This window comes from Streptomyces sp. Inha503, assembly GCF_047215865.1.
Taxonomy (GTDB): domain Bacteria; phylum Actinomycetota; class Actinomycetes; order Streptomycetales; family Streptomycetaceae; genus Streptomyces; species Streptomyces lycopersici.
This window is the reverse complement of the sequence record NZ_CP178360.1, coordinates 9124194-9142150: the sequence shown is the minus strand read 5'-3', so window position 1 is coordinate 9142150 and position 17957 is coordinate 9124194. Positions and strand designations below refer to the sequence as shown.

At 71.6% G+C, this 17957-nt stretch carries 16 protein-coding genes; 13 read left to right on the top strand and 3 right to left on the bottom strand.

Annotation, left to right across the window (positions count from 1 at the left end):
* Positions 1–13: 13 nt before the first annotated feature.
* Entirely contained in the window at positions 14–691 is a 678-nt protein-coding gene (locus ACJX2R_RS38770; RefSeq protein ID WP_413103886.1) for a GntR family transcriptional regulator, read from the bottom strand.
* 157 nt (positions 692–848) lie between these two features.
* Between ACJX2R_RS38770 and ACJX2R_RS38765 the strand changes: the two genes are divergently transcribed.
* The 12 genes from ACJX2R_RS38765 (at position 849) to ACJX2R_RS38710 (ending at position 15320) form a co-directional block, all read left to right on the top strand.
* On the top strand, positions 849–2297 hold the full coding sequence (locus ACJX2R_RS38765; protein ID WP_413103885.1) for an OFA family MFS transporter: 1449 nt from the start codon (positions 849–851) through the stop codon (positions 2295–2297).
* Complete coding sequence (locus tag ACJX2R_RS38760; protein ID WP_256653775.1) at positions 2294–2416, top strand: MFS transporter small subunit; 123 nt, start codon at positions 2294–2296, stop codon at positions 2414–2416. The genes ACJX2R_RS38765 and ACJX2R_RS38760 overlap by 4 nt, the downstream gene beginning before the upstream one ends.
* 174 nt (positions 2417–2590) lie before the next feature.
* On the top strand, positions 2591–4540 hold the full coding sequence (locus tag ACJX2R_RS38755; RefSeq protein WP_413103884.1) for a molybdopterin oxidoreductase family protein: 1950 nt from the start codon (positions 2591–2593) through the stop codon (positions 4538–4540).
* A 2-nt stretch (positions 4541–4542) separates the two neighbouring features.
* Entirely contained in the window at positions 4543–6381 is a 1839-nt protein-coding gene (locus ACJX2R_RS38750) for an NADH-ubiquinone oxidoreductase-F iron-sulfur binding region domain-containing protein (RefSeq protein ID WP_413103883.1), read from the top strand.
* Positions 6378–7238: a 2Fe-2S iron-sulfur cluster-binding protein gene (locus ACJX2R_RS38745; protein WP_413103882.1), complete on the top strand. Its 861-nt coding sequence runs from the start codon at positions 6378–6380 to the stop codon at positions 7236–7238. Before ACJX2R_RS38750 ends, ACJX2R_RS38745 begins: the two co-directional genes overlap by 4 nt.
* A 5-nt stretch (positions 7239–7243) precedes the next feature.
* Positions 7244–8110 carry a formate dehydrogenase accessory sulfurtransferase FdhD gene (gene fdhD / locus ACJX2R_RS38740; RefSeq protein ID WP_413103881.1) on the top strand — a complete coding sequence of 289 codons (867 nt, stop codon included), beginning with the start codon at positions 7244–7246 and terminating at the stop codon, positions 8108–8110.
* 167 nt (positions 8111–8277) lie between these two features.
* Positions 8278–8862 carry a TetR/AcrR family transcriptional regulator gene (locus ACJX2R_RS38735; protein ID WP_198278334.1) on the top strand — a complete coding sequence of 195 codons (585 nt, stop codon included), beginning with the start codon at positions 8278–8280 and terminating at the stop codon, positions 8860–8862.
* 80 nt (positions 8863–8942) lie between these two features.
* Positions 8943–10427, top strand: a complete 1485-nt coding sequence (locus tag ACJX2R_RS38730) for an MFS transporter (RefSeq protein ID WP_413103880.1) — start codon at positions 8943–8945, stop codon at positions 10425–10427.
* Entirely contained in the window at positions 10424–11182 is a 759-nt protein-coding gene (locus tag ACJX2R_RS38725; protein ID WP_413103879.1) for an SDR family NAD(P)-dependent oxidoreductase, read from the top strand. Before ACJX2R_RS38730 ends, ACJX2R_RS38725 begins: the two co-directional genes overlap by 4 nt.
* A gap of 142 nt (positions 11183–11324) precedes the next feature.
* Entirely contained in the window at positions 11325–12617 is a 1293-nt protein-coding gene (locus ACJX2R_RS38720) for a serine hydrolase domain-containing protein (protein ID WP_413103878.1), read from the top strand.
* 61 nt (positions 12618–12678) lie between these two features.
* Positions 12679–13041, top strand: coding sequence for a MerR family transcriptional regulator (locus tag ACJX2R_RS38715; RefSeq protein ID WP_020867547.1), 363 nt, complete (start codon positions 12679–12681; stop codon positions 13039–13041).
* 341 nt (positions 13042–13382) lie between these two features.
* Positions 13383–15320 (top strand): exo-alpha-sialidase, encoded by a 1938-nt coding sequence (locus tag ACJX2R_RS38710; RefSeq protein ID WP_413103877.1) that lies wholly within the window; start codon positions 13383–13385, stop codon positions 15318–15320.
* Positions 15321–15331: 11 nt separating this feature from the next.
* Here ACJX2R_RS38710 and ACJX2R_RS38705 read toward each other — a convergent pair whose 3' ends face one another.
* Positions 15332–15790, bottom strand: coding sequence for a VOC family protein (locus tag ACJX2R_RS38705; RefSeq protein WP_413103876.1), 459 nt, complete (start codon positions 15788–15790; stop codon positions 15332–15334).
* 313 nt (positions 15791–16103) lie between these two features.
* Between ACJX2R_RS38705 and ACJX2R_RS38700 the strand changes: the two genes are divergently transcribed.
* On the top strand, positions 16104–16826 hold the full coding sequence (locus tag ACJX2R_RS38700) for a class I SAM-dependent DNA methyltransferase (protein ID WP_413103875.1): 723 nt from the start codon (positions 16104–16106) through the stop codon (positions 16824–16826).
* 2 nt (positions 16827–16828) lie between these two features.
* Here ACJX2R_RS38700 and ACJX2R_RS38695 read toward each other — a convergent pair whose 3' ends face one another.
* Complete coding sequence (locus ACJX2R_RS38695) at positions 16829–17923, bottom strand: bile acid:sodium symporter family protein (RefSeq protein WP_413103874.1); 1095 nt, start codon at positions 17921–17923, stop codon at positions 16829–16831.
* Positions 17924–17957: the final 34 nt, after the last annotated feature.

Below are 17957 nucleotides of genomic sequence, written 5' to 3'. Positions count from 1 at the left end.
CCGGCGGATCGCGTCAGGAACGCTCGCGGTCGTGGTAGGTGCGGCGGGTGTGTTCGGTGTGGGCGCGCATGACGGCCGTGGCGCCGTGTTCGTCACCCGCGGTGATGGCCGCGATCAGCTCGCGGTGCTCGATCCAGGACTGCTTGCCGCGCTGGCGGGCGACCGGGGTGTAGTACCAGCGGACCCTGCGGTCCACCTGGGCGGCCAGCTCGGACAGGACCGCGTTTCCGGCCAGTTCCATCACCTTGGCGTGGAATTCGGCGTTGGCCGCGACCGCGCCGTCCACATCGTCGTCCAGGACCGCGCGCTCGCCCTTCGCGCACAGGTCCTCCAGGGCGGCGACCCCGGCCTCGTCGGCCGCGGCGGCGGCCAGCCGGGCGGCCTCGGCCTCGAGGAGCGTGCGCACCGTAAGGAGCTGATCGGCCTCGTCCTCGGTGGGCTCGTGGACGAACGCGCCCTGGGCGGGCCGCAGATCGACCCAGCCCTCGGTGTTGAGCCGCTGGAGGGCCTCGCGCACCGGCTGGCGGGAGACCCCGAGCTGGCCCGCGAGTTCGCTCTCCACGAGGTGCTGGCCGGGGCGGAGGGCGCGGGTGGTGATGAGTTCGAGCAGCGCCTCGTAGACCCGCTCACGGAGTGGTCCGGGCCGCTCCAGCTTCGGCACCGCCCCGTGCGGCAGTCCCCTGGACAGCATCGCGCCCCCTCTGGCTCACTGTTCACCTGATATCCGGATTCACGGATGCGTGAATTGGTTATTGTCTACAGTTTACCCAACCTGTCCACGGCGCCGACACATCCCAGGTGCCTTGACGTCTAGTCATTGACTCGTTGAATCCTTAAAGTCCGGGCACATGCTCACCAATGATCGTCTCGGCCCGCTCCATCGCTCACGCACCCTGGCCCCACCGGGCTGGAGCCGCTGGCTGGTGCCGCCGGCCGCCCTGGCCGTCCATCTCTCCATCGGCCAGGCCTACGCGTGGAGCGTGTTCAAGCCGCCCCTGGAGTCCTCGCTGGACCTCTCCGGCACGGCCAGCGCGCTCCCCTTCCAGCTGGGCATCGTGATGCTCGGCCTGTCCGCCGCCTTCGGCGGCACGCTCGTGGAGCGCAACGGCCCGCGCTGGGCGATGTTCGTCTCCCTCGTCTGCTTCTCCTCCGGCTTCCTCGTCGCCGCGCTCGGCGCCGCCACCAGCCAGTACTGGCTGGTGGTCCTCGGCTACGGCTTCATCGGCGGGATCGGCCTCGGCATCGGCTATATCTCCCCCGTCTCCACGCTGATGAAGTGGTTCCCCGACCGGCCCGGCATGGCCACCGGCATCGCCATCATGGGCTTCGGCGGCGGGGCGCTCATCGCCTCGCCCTGGTCCAGCAAGCTGCTGGAGCACTTCGGCACCGACAACGGCGGCATCGCCGCCACCTTCCTGGTCCACGGCGTGACCTACGCGGTCTTCATGGCCCTCGGCGTCCTGCTGGTGCGCGTACCGCCGGAGGGCTGGCGGCCCGCCGGCTGGGAACCGCCGCAGGAGCAAGGGCACATGATCAGCGCGGCCGACGTCTCCGCGCGCAACGCCATCCGCACCCCGCAGTTCTGGTTCCTGTGGGTGGTGCTGTGCATGAACGTGACGGCGGGCATCGGCATCCTGGAGAAGGCCGCGCCCATGATCGGCGACTACTTCAAGGACACCGACACCCCCGTGTCCGCCACCGCGGCGGCCGGTTTCGTCGCCCTGCTGTCGGCGGCCAACATGGCCGGGCGGCTGCTGTGGTCGTCCACTTCCGACCTCATCGGACGCAAGAACATGTACCGGGTCTACCTGGGCGTGGGCGCGCTGATGTATCTGGCCATCTCGCAGCTCGGGGACTCCTCCAAGCCGCTGTTCGTGGTGTGCGCCCTGGTGATCCTCTCCTTCTACGGCGGCGGCTTCTCGACCGTTCCGGCGTATCTGAAGGACCTGTTCGGCACCTATCAGGTGGGCGCGATCCACGGGCGGCTGCTCACCGCCTGGTCGGTGGCCGGGGTCCTCGGCCCGTACATCGTCAACAAGGTGGCCGACCACCAGGAGGAGGCGGGGAAGACCGGCCCCGGGCTGTACTCGCTCTCACTCACCATCATGATCGCGCTGCTGATCGTCGGCTTCGTCGCCAACGAGCTGATACGGCCGGTCCATCCGCGCTTCCACGAACCGGCCCCCGCGGCGGCCGACTCCGAGGCGACCGAGCCCGAGGCAGCCGAGCCCGCGGCGGCCGACTCCGAAGCGACCGACTCCGAGGCGGCCCCCGCCGAGAAGGGAGGGGACCGATGACCGAGCCCACCAAAGACCGCACCGCGCTGACCGTGGCCGTCTGGGCCTGGGTGGTGCTGCCCTTCGGATACGGGGTCTACGAGCTCGTCCAGAAGGCCACCCAGCTCTTCACCGGCTGAGCTCGCTCCACCGTCCGGGGCCCCATCACCACGAGACAGAAGGGGGGTTGAGGTGTCGTCCGACTCCTTGACCCCCTTCTCGGGCATACTGTATTCAATATTCAGTCGACGATACCCGGACGCTCGGTCCCTTCACGTCGCACCACGCGGCGTGACCGCCGTAAGGAGCCCGTCGTGGCCCGTAACCGCCAGCGCAACCGACAGCAGAAGCAGTACCCGCGGCTGACCCACCCCCTGGTGCGGGACTCAGTGAGCGGAGAACTCCGCCGCGCCTCCTGGGACGAGGCGCTCAGCCGGGCCGCCGCCGGGTTCCGGGCCGTGACGGCGGCCCACGGGCCCGACGCGTTCGGCATGTTCTCCTGCGCCCGCGCCACCAACGAGATGAACTACGTGGCGCAGAAGTTCACCCGGGTGGTGATCGGCACCAACAACGTCGACTCCTGCAACCGCACCTGTCACGCGCCCAGCGTCGCGGGCCTGTCCGCCGTCTTCGGCTCCGGCGGCGGCACCTCGTCGTACGGGGAGGTCGAGGACACCGACCTGATCGTGATGTGGGGCTCCAACGCCCGCTTCGCGCACCCGATCTTCTTCCAGCACGTCCTCAAGGGCATCCACAACGGCGCCCGGATGTACGCCGTCGACCCGCGCCGCACCTCGACCGCCGAATGGGCGGAGAGCTGGCTGGGGCTGAACGTCGGCACCGACATCCCGCTCGCCCACGCCGTGGGCCGCGAGATCATCCACGCGGGGCTCGCCAACCGGGCCTTCATCGAGCGCGCGACCACCGGCTTCGAGGAGTACGCGGCCCATGTGGAGCCCTGGACGCTGAGCGTCGCGGAGAAGGTCACCGGCGTCCCGGCGGACGCCATCCGCGATCTCGCGCACGCCTACGCCACCGCCGAACGCGCCCAGCTGTGCTGGACGCTCGGCATCACCGAACACCACAACGGCACCGACAACGTCCGGGCGCTGATCAACCTCTCCCTGCTGACCGGCCATGTCGGCCGGTACGGCTGCGGTCTCCAGCCGCTGCGCGGCCAGAACAACGTGCAGGGCGGCGGCGACATGGGCGCCATCCCCAACCGGCTGCCCGGCTTCCAGGACATCCTGGACCCGCCCATCCGGTCCAAGTTCGAGCGCGCCTGGAACGTGGTCATCCAGCCGCGCTACGGGCTGAACCTCACCGAGATGTTCGAGGCCATGGAGGCGGGCGAACTGCGCGCCGTCTACTGCGTCGGCGAGAACCCGGCCCAGTCCGAGGCCGACACCGAGCAGGCCGTCCGGCGGCTGGAGTCGCTGGAGCACCTGGTGGTGCAGGACATCTTCCTCACCCGGACCGCCGAGCTGGCCGATGTGGTGCTCCCGGCGACCGCCGGCTGGTGCGAGACGGAGGGCACCACCACCAACAGCGAGCGGCGCGTCCAGCGGGTGCGCAAGGCCGTGGAGCCGCCGGGCGAGGCGCGCGAGGACATCGACATCATCTGCGAGCTGGCGCGGCGGCTCGGCCACGACTGGAAGTTCGAGGGCGCGGAGGAGGTCTGGAACGAGCTGCGCGATGTCTCCCCGGACCACTTCGGCATGACCTACGAGCGGCTGGGGGAGCACCAGGGCATCCAGTGGCCCTGCCCCAGCACCGACCGTCTCGAGCCCACCTATCTGCACAGCCGCCTGTGGGAGAACGATCCGGCGCTGCGCGGCCCGCTCGCCCCCTTCGGGCCGGTGAAGCACGATCCGCCGGTCGATCTGACCGATGACGCCTTCCCGATCCGGCTCACCACGGGGCGGCGCCTGGACTCGTACAACACCGGGGTGCAGAGCGGGGGTTTCGCCTCTCCGCTGCGGCGCGGCGAGTACATCGAGCTGTGCCCGGAGGACGCGGCCCGCTACCGGGTGGAGGCCGAGGAGCGGGTACGGGTCTCCTCACGGCGCGGTTCGGTGGTGGCGCCGGTGTGGATCGATCCCGGGCTGCGGCCGGGGCTCGCCTTCATGACCATGCACTTCCCCGACGAGGTGGACACCAACTCCCTGACGATCGAGGCGAACTGCCCCATCGCGGGGACGGCGGAGTTCAAGGCGTCGGCCATAAGGATCGAGAAGATTCCCGTGACCGCCGTAAGGAGCTGATCGTGGATCTGCGGTTCGGTGACAGCAAGCCCACGGACGAGGAGCGGGCCGCGGTCGACGCGCTGCTCGGCCCGCCCGAGTCCGCCTGGGAGGGCGCGGACGACCGTACGGACACGGATCTGCGCTGGGCGCGCGGCGGCCGCGAGGCACGGGAGCGGCGCGATCTGCTGTTGCCCGGGCTGCACGCCCTCAACGACCGGGTGGGCTGGATCAGCGAGGGCGGCCTGGACTATCTGTGCCGCCGGCTGACGGTCCCTCCGGCCGAGGGCTACGGGGTGGCGACCTTCTACGCGATGTTCGCGGTGAAACCCCGTCCGGCCACCGTCGTCCACGTCTGTACGGACCTGGCGTGCGCGGCCCGGGGCTCCGCCGAGCTGTGCGCGAAGCTCGAACGGGACGTGGGCCCGGCGGGCTCGGCGGGGTCCGGGGCCGTCTGGCAGCCCAGCCCGTGCCTGGGCCTGTGCGAGCGCGCCCCGGCGGCCCTGGCGATCCGCGCGGGCGAGGCCCCGCGGACCGCGGTCGTCGCCCCCGCCACCGCCGGGGCGGTCGCCGACGCGGCGTCGTCGCCGCACGAGGCGGCGGCCGAGCCGCCCCCGGTGGCCGCGGTCCCCCAGACCGGCGCCGACGGCCTGGTGCTGCTGCGCCGGATCGGCGTTGTCGACCCGGGGTCGCTGGACGACTACCGTGCCCACGGCGGATACGCCGCCCTGCGGCGCGCGTTCGCGCTCGGGCCCGCCGGGGTGATCCGGGAGGTGACCGAGGCGGGTCTGGTCGGACGGGGCGGGGCCGCGTTCCCGACCGGGCGGAAGTGGTCGGCCACCGCCCAGCAGCCCGACCATCCGCACTATCTGGTCTGCAACGCCGACGAGAGCGAACCGGGCACCTTCAAGGACCGGGTCCTGATGGAGGGCGATCCCTACGCCCTCATCGAGGCCATGACCGTCGCGGGCTACGCCACCGGGGCGCACCGCGGCTATCTGTATCTGCGCGGCGAGTACCCCCGGGCGCTGGGCCGGCTGCGCACCGCCATCGACCGGGCCCGGGCCCGTGGCTTCCTCGGTGAGGACGTCATGGGGCAGGGGTTCGCGTTCGACATCGAGATCCGGCGCGGCGCGGGCGCGTACATCTGCGGCGAGGAGACCGCGATCTTCAACTCGATCGAGGGGCGGCGCGGTGAACCGCGCAGCAAACCGCCCTTCCCGGTCGAGAAGGGGCTGTTCGGCAAGCCGACCGCGGTCAACAACGTGGAGACCCTGGTCAACGTATTGCCGATTCTGATCGAGGGCGCGCAGGCGTACGCCCGCACCGGCACCGGCACCTCGACCGGCACCAAGCTGTTCTGCGTCTCCGGCACGGTCGCCCGGCCCGGTGTCTACGAGCTGCCGTTCGGGGCGACGCTGCGGGAGCTGCTGGAGCTCGCGGGGCCGCCCGAGACCCTGCGCGCGGTGCTGCTCGGCGGCGCCGCGGGCGGTTTCGTACGCCCCGACGAGCTGGACGTCCCGCTCACCTTCGAGGGCACGCGCGCCGCGGGCACCACGCTCGGCTCGGGGGTGGTGCTGGTGCTGGACGAGGGCGTCGAGCTGCCCCGCGTCCTGCTGCGCATCGCGGAGTTCTTCCGCGACGAGTCCTGCGGCCAGTGCGTCCCCTGCCGGGTGGGCACCGTACGGCAGGAGGAGGCGCTGCACCGGCTCAAGGACCGTACGGGCGCCGCCGCGGCCGGGGACATCGCGCTGCTGCGCGAGGTCGGCCAGGCCATGCGGGACGCCTCGATCTGCGGTCTGGGCCAGACCGCCTGGAACGCCGTGGAGTCCGCCATCGACCGCCTGGGAGCCTTCAAGTGACCGCGATACCGCTGCGACCCCCACGCCGGCTGGTCGACCTCACCCTGGACGGCGAGCCGGTCCGCGCCCCGGAGGGCAGCACCCTGCTGGACGCGTGCCGCGCCGCGGGCAAGGACATCCCGACCCTGTGTCAGGGCGACACGCTCACTCCGAAGAACGCCTGCCGGGTGTGCGTGGTGGAGGTGGAGGGCGCCCGCACCCTCGCCCCCGCCTGCTCGCGCCGGGTGGAGCAGGGCATGGAGGTGCGCACGGACACCGAGCGGGCCCGGCACAGCCGTAAGGTCGTCCTGGAGCTGCTGGCCTCCTCCACCGATATGTCCACGACCCCGCGCGCCGCCGAGTGGATCGAGGAGTACGGGGCCGAGCCGGACCGCTTCGGCGCGGACGCGGCCCGGGTGGACGAGGAGCCGAAGGTCGACAACGACCTGTACGTCCGCGACTACGACAAATGCATCCTCTGCTACAAGTGCGTGGACGCCTGTGGTGAGCAGTGGCAGAACACCTTCGCGATCGCGGTCGCGGGCCGCGGCTTCGACGCCCGGATCTCCACCGAGCACGACGCGCCCCTCACCGACTCCGCGTGTGTCTACTGCGGCAACTGCATCGAGGTCTGCCCGACCGGCGCGCTGAGCTTCAAGACGGAGTTCGACATGCGGGAGGCCGGGACGTGGGACGAGGCGGCCCAGACGGAGACGACCACGGTGTGCGCCTACTGTGGTGTGGGCTGCAATCTCACCCTCCATGTGCAGGAGAATGAGATCGTGAAGGTCACCTCGCCGCACGACAATCCCGTCACGCACGGGAACCTGTGCATCAAGGGCCGTTTCGGGTACCAGCACGTACAGAACCGGGACTGATCGACATGGGACGGGTCACCGAGCGACGCCGCGTCATCCGCATCCGGGACGGGGCGGTCAGCACCCGGCCGGACACCCTCGTGGCGGAGGAGCCGCTGGAGATCCGGCTGAACGGCAAACCACTGGCCATCACCATGCGCACTCCGGGCGACGACTTCGCCCTCGCCGCCGGGTTCCTGGTGAGCGAGGGCGTCCTCGGGCGCGCGGACGAACTGGCGAACATCGTCTACTGCGCGGGCGCCACCCAGGACGGCTCCAACACCTACAACGTGGTGGATGTGACGCTGGCGCCGGGCGTACCGGTCCCGGACATCACCCTCGAGCGCAATGTCTACACCACCTCGTCCTGCGGTCTGTGCGGCAAGGCCAGCCTGGACGCGGTGCGGACGACCGCTCGCTGGCCGCTGGCGGACGATCTCGAGGACGCCGGGGGCTCCGCCGTCCGGATCGAGCCGGAGACGCTCTCCGTGCTCCCTGACCGGCTCCGCGCGGCGCAGCGCGTCTTCGACCGGACCGGCGGTCTGCACGCGGCGGCGCTGTTCAGCCCGGACGGTGAGCTGCTGGACCTGCGGGAGGACGTGGGGCGGCACAACGCGGTGGACAAGCTGGTGGGGCGGGCGCTCCAGCAGGGCGTGCTGCCGCTGTCGGGGTCGGTGCTGATGGTCTCGGGGCGCGCTTCCTTCGAGCTGGCGCAGAAGGCCGTGATGGCGGGGATCCCGGTGCTGGCGGCGGTGTCGGCGCCCTCCTCGCTGGCCGTGGATCTGGCGGCGGAGACGGGGCTGACCCTGGTCGGCTTCCTCCGCGGCACCTCGATGAACGTGTACGCGGGCGAGCAGCGGCTCGCCCTGCGGACAGCGGTCGGCGGGGCCTGAGGAGCGGTCCGCCCGCTGCACGGGTTGGCGGGCCGGCCGACGGGGAGCGCCCCCTGCGTCGGCCGGCCCCTACCGGGCCCGGTGGCTCCGTACCTACGTTCCGCATCGGGACCTTCACTCGAAAGTGTTCTTGACCGCTCGTTCTGGTTAGGTGCTACGGTTGGGTCATGGCCAGAACGAAGGAATTCGATCCAGAGGCCGCCCTCCAGTCGGCTCTCGAGCTGTTCTGGCAGCGCGGCTATGAAGCGACATCGATGGCGGACCTCGTCGACTATCTCGGCATCGGCCGCGCCAGTATCTACGCGACCTTCGGCAGCAAGCACGAGCTGTATCTGAAGGCCATGGACCGCTATGCGGAGACGCGCGACCCGTCCCTGCTGGCCGAGCTGTCCCAGCCCGGTCCGGCGCTGCCCGCGGTGCGGGCGGTGGTGCGCCGCTTCGCCGAGGAGGCCGCCTCCCCGGAGCTGCGGCTGGCGGGCTGCCTGGTGACCAACACGGCGGCCGAGCTGGCGCCGCACGACCCGGCGGCGGCCCGCCGGGTGGAGCTCAGCTGGGACCGCGTGGAGACCCCGCTGTGCTCCGCGCTGATACGGGCCCAGGCCCAGGGGGAGCTCCCCGAGGACCGCGACCCCCGCGCCCTGGCGCGGATGCTGTTCGTGCTGTTGCAGGGGCTGCGGGTGGTCGGCAAGGCGTCGGACGACCCGGCCCGGGTGCGGGACGCGGCGGAGCAGGCGCTGGCACTGCTGGACTGATCTCTCACGATCACGGGAGTCACATAGAGCCCATTCGCATGCCCTCATATTAAAACGATCGGTCAAATATTGGGGGAGAGATGACCGTCACCGACACCCCGTGCGACACCGATACCGACACCAACACAGGCACACGCACAGGCACAGACACCGCCACAGCCACAGCCACAGCCACAGACCCCACTGCCACCACGACCCACCCTCGCCGCGCCTTCGCACTGCTCGGCTCCGTCCAGATCACCCTGATCTTCACGCTCGCGGCGATCGCCGTGCCGCTGCCCGAGATCGGCCGGACCTTCGGCCTGGAGCGGGCCGATCTGATCCTGCTCAGCGCGGCCTATGGGCTGACCTTCGCCGGGCTGCTGCTCTTCGGCGGGCGCCTCTCCGACCGCTACGGCGGGCGGCGGGCCCTCACCGCCGGGCTCATCCTCTTCGCCGCCGCCTCGGCCGCCGCCCCGTTCGCCCCCGGTATCGGGACCCTGCTCGCGGCCCGGTTCGCCCAGGGCGCGGGGGCGGCTCTGATAGCGCCCGCCGCCATGACCGTGCTGCGCGCAGTCTTCCCCGCTCCCGCCGCCTACGGCAAGGCGATGGCGACCTGGGGCGGGCTCTCCGTGCTCGGCGCGACCGCGGGCAATCTGCTCTCCGGTGTCATAGCCGAGCTGCTGTCCTGGCGCTGGAGCTTCGCCGTACCGCTGGCGGTCGCCGTGGCCGCGCTCGTCCTCGCGCCCCGGCTGCTGCCGGACACCCCGCCGAGCCGGGGCCGGGCACTCGATCTGCCGGGCGCGCTGCTGGCCACGGCCGGAATCACGCTCGCCAGTTACGGGCTCGTGGCCACCGACGCCCTGCCCTGGTCGTCGGCCGGAGTGCTGGTGCCCCTGGTCATCGGGGCCGCGCTGCTCATCGCGTTCTGGTACGCGGAGCGCCGGGCGGGCGATCCGCTGCTGCCGCCCCGCTTCCTGCTGGACCGGCGGCGGGCGCTCGCCCTCGCGGCCATCGCGTTCAGCGCCTGCGCGACCGCGATGACCTTCGTAACCCTCTCGCTCCATCTCCAGCAGGACCGTGACTGGTCGCCGCTGCGGACCTCGGCCGCCTTTGTGCCGTTCGCCATCGCCCTGCTCACCTCGGGCCGGGCGGCCGGGCCGCTGATAGCCCGCTTCGGCCCCCGCGTCGTCACCGCCGCCGGGCTGGCCACGGCCGGGGCCGGGCTGGTGCTGCTCGCCCTCACCGGCCTCGACCCGCACACCCCTTACGCCTCCGCGCTGCTGCCGGGGCTGGTGCTGCTCCCGGCCGGTGCCGCCGCGTCCTTCGCCGGGGCCGCCGTGCTCACCACCCACGGGGTGCCGCATGAGCGGACCGGACTCGCGGGCGGGGTGCTGAACACCGCGATGGAGCTCGGCCCGACCGTGGTCTTCGCCATCGTGCTCACCTTCGGCAGCGATGCCGTCTCCCTCGCCGCGACGGGAGCCGCGCTCGCCCTCGTCGCCGCCCTGAACCTCCGCGTCCAGCGGAGCCGTCCGTCCCGTCCATCACGTCCCTCCTCGCCTACTCAAGGAGCCACGCAGTGAACCGCTTCACCGGAAAGACCGCCCTCGTCAGCGGAGCGGGCACCGGTCTCGGCCGTGCCATCGCGCTCGCCTTCGCCGCCGAAGGCGCCTCCGTGGTGGCCGCCGGCCGCACCGAATCCACCCTGGCCGAGACCGTCCGCCTCATCGAGGCCGCCGATGGCCGGGCCACCGCCGTGACCGCCGATGTGACCGACTCCGGGCAGCTCCGGGAGCTGGTGCACAGCGCCGTCGCCCGCTTCGGCGGACTGGACATCGCGGTCAACAACGCCGGGATACTGCGCGGCAAGGGGCCCGTCGGCGAGGTCAGCGAGGAGGACTGGGAGGCGGTGCTGCGCACCAATGTCACCGGTGTCTGGCTGGCCATGAAGCACCAGATCGCGCATATGAAGGAGCACGGCGGCGGGGCGATCGTCAATGTCTCCTCCAACCTCGGCGCCCATCTGCGGGTATCGGGCCTGGGCGCCTACAGCACCTCCAAGGCGGCGGTCGCCACGCTGACCCGGATCGCCGCGCTCGACCACATCCATCAGGGCGTCCGGATCAACGCGGTCAGCCCCGGTGCCTCCGACGGCCCCATGTCGCTGCTGCCGGGTGAGACCGCGGCCGACCGCGCCGAGCGGGCGAAGAGCGATACTCCGCTGGGCCGGGTCGCGGAGGCCGACGAGATCGCGGCGGCCGTGCTCTACCTCGCCTCACCGGCGGCGGGCGCCGTGGTCGGCACGGACCTCGTGGTGGACAGCGGCTCGTCGGCCTGACCACCCCCGAGCGCCCGGCCCGCACCCCGGCCCGGACCCCGGCCGCGCCCCGGCCGAAGCCCGGCCATGGGGCTGTCCCTACCCGAACCCCGGGGGCTTGCCGCATGGTCGGGGCACCACCGCACCCGGAAGCTGGTGAGACATGAACGCACCCACGAAGCGCCCTCGCTTACGCCTCCTCACGGCCGCCGCCGTCACCGCCGCTCTGCTCGGCGGTGCGGCCGCGGTCCCGGCCGCCGCCACAGCACCGAAATCCGGCCCCGCCTCGTCCGCCACCGACTCCGCCGACCCCGCCACCTCCGCCACCTCCGGCCGGCGACTCACCGAGGCCGAGTTGCGGCGCGCGGTGGCCCGGACGCTGGAGGACGCCGGATTCATCGGCATCACCGTGGAGGTGCGCGACGGCCACCGACGGATCCACGCCCGCGCGGGCGTGGCGGAGCGCGACACCGGCCGCCCCATGCCGTACGGGGCGCACTACCGGGCCGCGAGCGTCACCAAGTCCTTCGTGGCCACGGTCGTCCTCCAACTCGTCGCCGAGGGGCGGCTCTCGCTGAGCGATCCGGTGGACAAGTGGCTGCCGGGTGTGGTGAGCGGCAATGGCAACGACGGCCGCCGGATCACCATCAGGAATCTGCTCCAGCACACCAGCGGCATCCACAACTACTCCTACAGCGAAGACACCGGCGACTCGGCGGCGGACTTCGAGCGGACCCGGTTCGACCATGTCTCCCCCGAGCGGGTGGTCGCCGGGGCGATGAAGCACCGGCCCGACTTCCCGCCCGCTCCGGCCGACGACCCCAAGCCCGACTGGAACTACTCCAACCCCGGCTATGTCCTCGCCGGAATGATCGTCCAGAAGGTCACCGGACGCGCATGGCCGGAGGAGGTCCGCGACCGCATCATCCGCCCGCTGGGCCTGACCGGCACCTATGAGCCCGGGGACGATCCACGGATCAAGGCCCCGTACGCCCATACCTATCAGCGCTTCCCCGGCTCCGACGGCTGGACGGACACCACGCTGCGGAACGTCTCCTGGGGCGGTGCGGCCGGTTCCCTCATCAGCACCGACCGCGATCTGGACCGGTTCTACACCGCCCTGCTGAGCGGCCGTCTGCTGCCCCCGGCGCAGCTGGCCGAGATGCGCCGGACCGTCCCCGTCGGGCCGGACTTCGAGGTGGCCTTCCCGCACGCCCAGTACGGGCTCGGGATGATACGCCAGCCGCTCAGCTGCGGCGGTTACCGCTGGGGCCACGGCGGCGACCTCGAAGGGGCCACGGTGCGCACCGGCTTCACCGAGGGCGGGCGGCGCTCGGTGACCATCAGCTCCAGTGGCAAGACCGCCGATGACGAGCAGTTGCTCCGGGCCGAGAGGGCCATGCAGCGCCTGATCGACCGCGCTCTGTGCGAGGGGATCGGAGGCCGTAAGCTTTGACATCCCCAGGTCTGACACCCATTGGAGGGTTCGGGGAGTCACCGCCGCGATAAGGAGGCCCATGCGGATCGGCGAGCTGTCCCGCCGCACCGGGGTGAGCGAACGGCTGCTGCGCTACTACGAACAGCAGGGGCTCCTCCGGCCCGAGCGGCTGCCCAGCGGCTATCGCGCGTACCGCGCGTCCGATGTGGCGGTGGTGCGGCGCATCCGCGCGCTGCTGGCGGCCGGGCTGTCGACGGCCACCATCTCCCAGGTTCTGCCCTGTCTCCGAGACGACGGGGAGCACCTCGTGCCCACCTGCCCGGATCTGCTGGGCGAACTGCGCGCCGAACGGGACCGGATGACCTCGGCCATCGAGGAGCTGGAGCTGTCCCGGTCGCTGCTGGACCGGGTCATCACGGCGGGTCAGACGGCCATGGGGTGAGCAAAGCGGGGCGCCATCCGGGGGGCGGGCGCCGTCCCCCTCGCGCCCCGCCCGCACCCCAACTGGCGCAGTGTCACGCGGATATGACGCACGGTCCTTGTCCCGGACGACCGCAGGACGAGACACTTTCTGCCGCAGTCATGTGTGAGACATGGGATGTCTTGATGTCCTGACGGCATGATGCCTCATGGCGTGATGCCCGACGTCCTCGACGTCCAGATGCCGATGCCTCAACGAGGCAGTCTGAAGGGCAGGCCGTGACCATGGCGTCAGTTCTCCGCACACGTCCCCGCACCAGACCACCCCGCTCCCGTACCAGACCGTGGCGGCGCCGCGCCTCCGTGCTCCTGACCGCCGCGGCGCTGGCTCTGATCCCGCTTCCGGTACGGGCCGCGGACACGGATTCCTCCGCGTCCGCGGCCCGCGCCGGCTCCGGCTCCGGCTCCGGCTCGGGCTCCGGCTCCAGCGCCGCCTCCGGCTTCGAACAACAGGTCCTCTTCAAATCCGCCCAGGAACAGGGCTACTCCTGCTTCCGGATCCCGGCGGTCGTCAAGGCCAAGGACGGCACCCTGCTCGCCTTCGCCGAGGGCCGGGTCGACAACTGCGGCGACGCCGGGGACATCGATCTCGTCCTCAAGCGCTCCACCGACGGCGGCCGCACCTGGGGCCCGCTCCAGGTGGTCAATGACGGCGACGGTGACACCCACGGCAACCCCGCGCCCATCGTGGACCAGCGCACCGGCCGCATCGTGCTCGCCAGCACCTACAACACCGGCCGCGACGACTCCCAGAGCTGCGACATCCCCTGTGACCGCTCACCGCACCTCCAGTACAGCGACGACAACGGCGCCACCTGGTCGGCCCCGCGCGATCTGAGCTCCTCGCTGATGCCGGCCCAGTGGAACTCCTGGTACGCCACCGGCCCCGTCCACGGCATCCAGCTCCAGCGCGGACACCACAAGGGCCGGCTGGTCTTCACCCTCAACACCGAGAGCTTCAGCGGCGGCCGCATCACCGACAACCACGCCGCGCTCGCCTACAGCGACGACGGCGGCAACCGCTGGCGCATCGGCGCGGTGGACAGCTATCCGCTCGCCGAGGACGGCACCTTCCGCCAGAAGCCGTCCGAGATGACGCTGGTGGAGCGCGCCGACGGCTCGATCTATGTCAACGGCCGGGAGCAGGACGGCACCGATCTCGGCCACCGCGACTACGCCATCAGCCGGGACGGCGGCCAGAGCTTCACCGCGCCCTTCCGCGCCATCCCCGATCTGCCCACCCCCCAGGTGCAGGGTTCGATCCTGCGGCTGCGCGACCCGGCCCGCGACGGCTACGGCCGGCTGCTCTTCTCCGCCCCCGCCGACCCCGACCGCCGCCGCACCATGATGGTCCGCTCCTCCTGGGACGAGGCCCGCACCTGGGACGGTGTGGACCGGGGCAAGGTCGTCACCACCGACTGGTCCGGCTACTCCGACATGGTCGCGATCTCCCGGAACACGGTGGGGCTGCTGTACGAGGGCGGTGCGGTGGACGCCCGTGACGAGATCCGCTTCGCCCGCTTCACCGAGGACTGGCTGGGCTCCCGCCGGCCGCCCTCCCCCACCACCGACGACCGCGCGCCCGGCGCCCGGTCCGCGACCGTACTCGGCGGCGCGGCGGGGCGCGACGACGGCCGTTTCGGCGGCGCGCTGTCCTTCGACGGCACGGACGACGCCGTACGGGTCCCGTACCGGAACGCCCTGCCGCTGGGCACCCGCGACTTCACCGTAAGCCTGTGGTTCCGCTACTCGGCCGCCTCCGGGCAGCATCCGTTCCTGTGGATGGGCGGCATCGGCAACAAACAGCCGCAGGTCTGGCTGCGGGGTGAGCCCGGGAGCAACCGGATCCGGGCGCTGATGACCACGGTCAACGGCTTCGCCACCTTCACCAGCGCCTCGGTGTCCACCGACGCCGCGTACAACGACGGGCAGTGGCACCACCTCGCGCTGGTCCGCGGCGACGGACGGCTCTCCCTCACGGTGGACGGCGGCACCGCGGTCACCGCCCCCGACGCCCCGGGCACCGTGAGCCGCACCGCGCCCTTCGGCCTCCACCTCGGCCAGGCCGTGGACAGCCGCTCCCATATGACGGGCGACCTCGATGAGTTCCGCCTGTACGCCCGTGCCCTGTCCGACACCGAACTGCGCCGTGTCCGCGAGTTCAACGCCCCCCTTGACGACCCCCACTCCGGCGCCCTCGTCCGCCTCCCCCTGGACCGCGTGCGGTCATCCCACGACTAGTCACGCCACAACTAGGCGACACAGAACTCATTGCCCTCCGGGTCCTGGAGCACCACCGCGTAGTACTCCATCTCCGGCTCGTCCATGATTCGCAGGACCGTGGCTCCGGCCTTCTTCAGCCGGTCCACGGTCGCGGTGACGCGTTCGGTGCGGCCCGCGAGGGGCACGTCCCGCCCACCGCTCACCTTCAGATCGAGATGCAGCCGGTTCTTGGTCACCTTGGACTCCGGAACCTGCTGGAACCACACCCGCGGGCCCTGCCCCTCCGGATCCACGATGGACTCCGGGGTCTCCCCGGCCCCGGGGGGCAGCTCCTCCGCGGGCACCCCCATGGCCGTCCAGTACTCCCGCCAGGTGGCGTGGCCGCCCGGCGGGAGCTCGGGCACATAGCCCAGGGCCTCGGACCAGAAGGTCACCATCCGGTGTGGTTCGGCACAGTCGATGGTCAGTTGCAGCGTGAGCGTCGTCATGCCGGAAGCCTGCCAGAGGGGTCCGACAACGTCCGACGGATCGTGGGCCGCCTGCGGCGGGCTGATCCCCTCCCCGCCCCTTCCCACAACTGGGGCTCCGCCCCAGACCCCAGATCCCAAGCCCCAGGGCAAGGGGGCAGGGGGCAGGGGGCAAAGTCCCCCGCCACGCGGCGGAGCGCAAATCGACGCCGTGCGAAAGGGCTACCGGGTCCAGGGGCGGAGCCCCTGGTATCGGGAAGGGGCGGGGAGGGGACAGCATCGATATGCGGCTCCGCCGCGGGGTCCGTGGTGCGCAGGGCTAGGGTGTACGGCTGTGACCGAAGCCGACTTCCTCGACTCCACGCGGGCGTCCTACGACGCCATGGCCCTCGACTACGACGAACGCTTCCGCGATGAACTGGCGGCCCAGACGCTGGAGCGGGCCGTGTTCGCCGGGTTCGCCGAGCTGGTACGGAACGCCGGGGGCGGACCGGTGGCCGATGTGGGGTGCGGGCCGGGCCGGGTGACGGCGCATCTCCACGGTCTGGGGCTGTCCGCGTACGGGGTCGACCTGTCACCGCGGATGGTGGAGCTGGCCCGGCGGGAGCATCCCGGGCTGCGGTTCGAGGAGGGGTCGATGCTGGCCCTGGACATCCCGGACGGCACCCTCGCCGCCGTGGTGGCGTGGTACTCCACGATCCACATTCCGCAGGAGCGGCTGCCGGATGTGTTCGCCGAGTTCCACCGGGTGCTGGCGCCCGGTGGATACGCGCTGGTGGGCTTCCAGGTCGGCGATGAGCAACGGGTCTACACGGAGGCGTTCGGCCATGAGGTGTCGCTGACCTTCCGCCGCTGGCAGCCGGACCGGATCGCCGAGTTGCTGAACGGGGCCGGACTGCCCGTCCGCGCCCGGACCTTCCGTGAACCGGAGCGCTGGGAGCCCACCCCGCAGGCGTCCCTCATCGCCCGCAAGCCGCTGCCGCCTGCCGATGACCAGCCCGCCGACGACCACACCGCCGGAAACCCGGCTGCCGGAAACCCTGGCGCCACAAGCTGACGTCAGACGCGGGTCAGCGCGGCGTCGTCCGCGCTGCCCGTGTCCGTATCCGCCCGGGCCTCGGACCGGGACCGGGTCTCGGCTCCCGTCACCGCCGCCTCCGGCGCCCGCGCCGCGAGGCGGCGGGCCAGCACCGCGCAGACCATCAGCTGCATCTGATGGAAGAGCATCAGCGGCAGCACCGCCAGGCTCGCCTGGGCGCCGAAGAGCACGCTCGCCATCGGCAGACCGGCGGCCAGGCTCTTCTTCGACCCCGCGAACACGATCGTGATCCGGTCCTCGCGGACGAAGCCCAGCTTCCGCGAGCCATACGAGGTGAGCGTGAGCATCACCGTGAGCAGGACCGCCTCGACACCGAGCAGGATCGCCAGCCGCGCCGGGGTCACCTGGTGCCAGATGCCCCGGACCATGCCCTCGCTGAACGCCGCGTAGACCACGAGCAGCACCGAGCCCCGGTCGACCAGCCGCAGCACCGCCCGGTGGCGCGAGATGAAGCCGCCGATCCAGCGGCGCAGCAGCTGCCCGGCGAGGAAGGGGGCCAGCAGCTGAAGCCCGATCTTGATCGTCGAGTCGGCCGAGAAGCCGCCTCCGCTGCCGCCTAGCAACAGCGCGACCAGCACCGGGGTGACCACCACGCCGAGCAGGCTGGAGAAGGAACCCGCACAGATCGCGGCGGCCACATTGCCCCGGGCGATCGAGGTGAAGGCGATGGAGGACTGGACCGTTGAGGGCACCAGGCACAGGAAGAGCAGCCCGGTGTAGAGGGGATGCGTGAGCACGTACGGCACCAGTCCGCGCGCGGCCAGGCCGAGGGCCGGGAAGATGACGAAGGTGCACACCAGCACGGTCAGATGGAGCCGCCAGTGGCGCACCCCGTCCAGCGCCTCACGGGTGGAGAGCCGGGCGCCGTAGAGAAAGAAGAGGAAGGCGACCGCGACCGTGGTGGCCCCATCGGTGATGGTGGCGGCCCGGCCGCTGACCGGGAGCAGCACGGCGAGCGCCACGGTGCCGATGAGTCCGAGGATGAAACCGTCCAGGGGGAGCCAGGAGGGAAGGGCGGGAAGGGCGATCTTGCGGACGTGCGGGCGGTGCGGCATTCGTTCTCTTTCTCGCCTGGCGTGGACACGGACG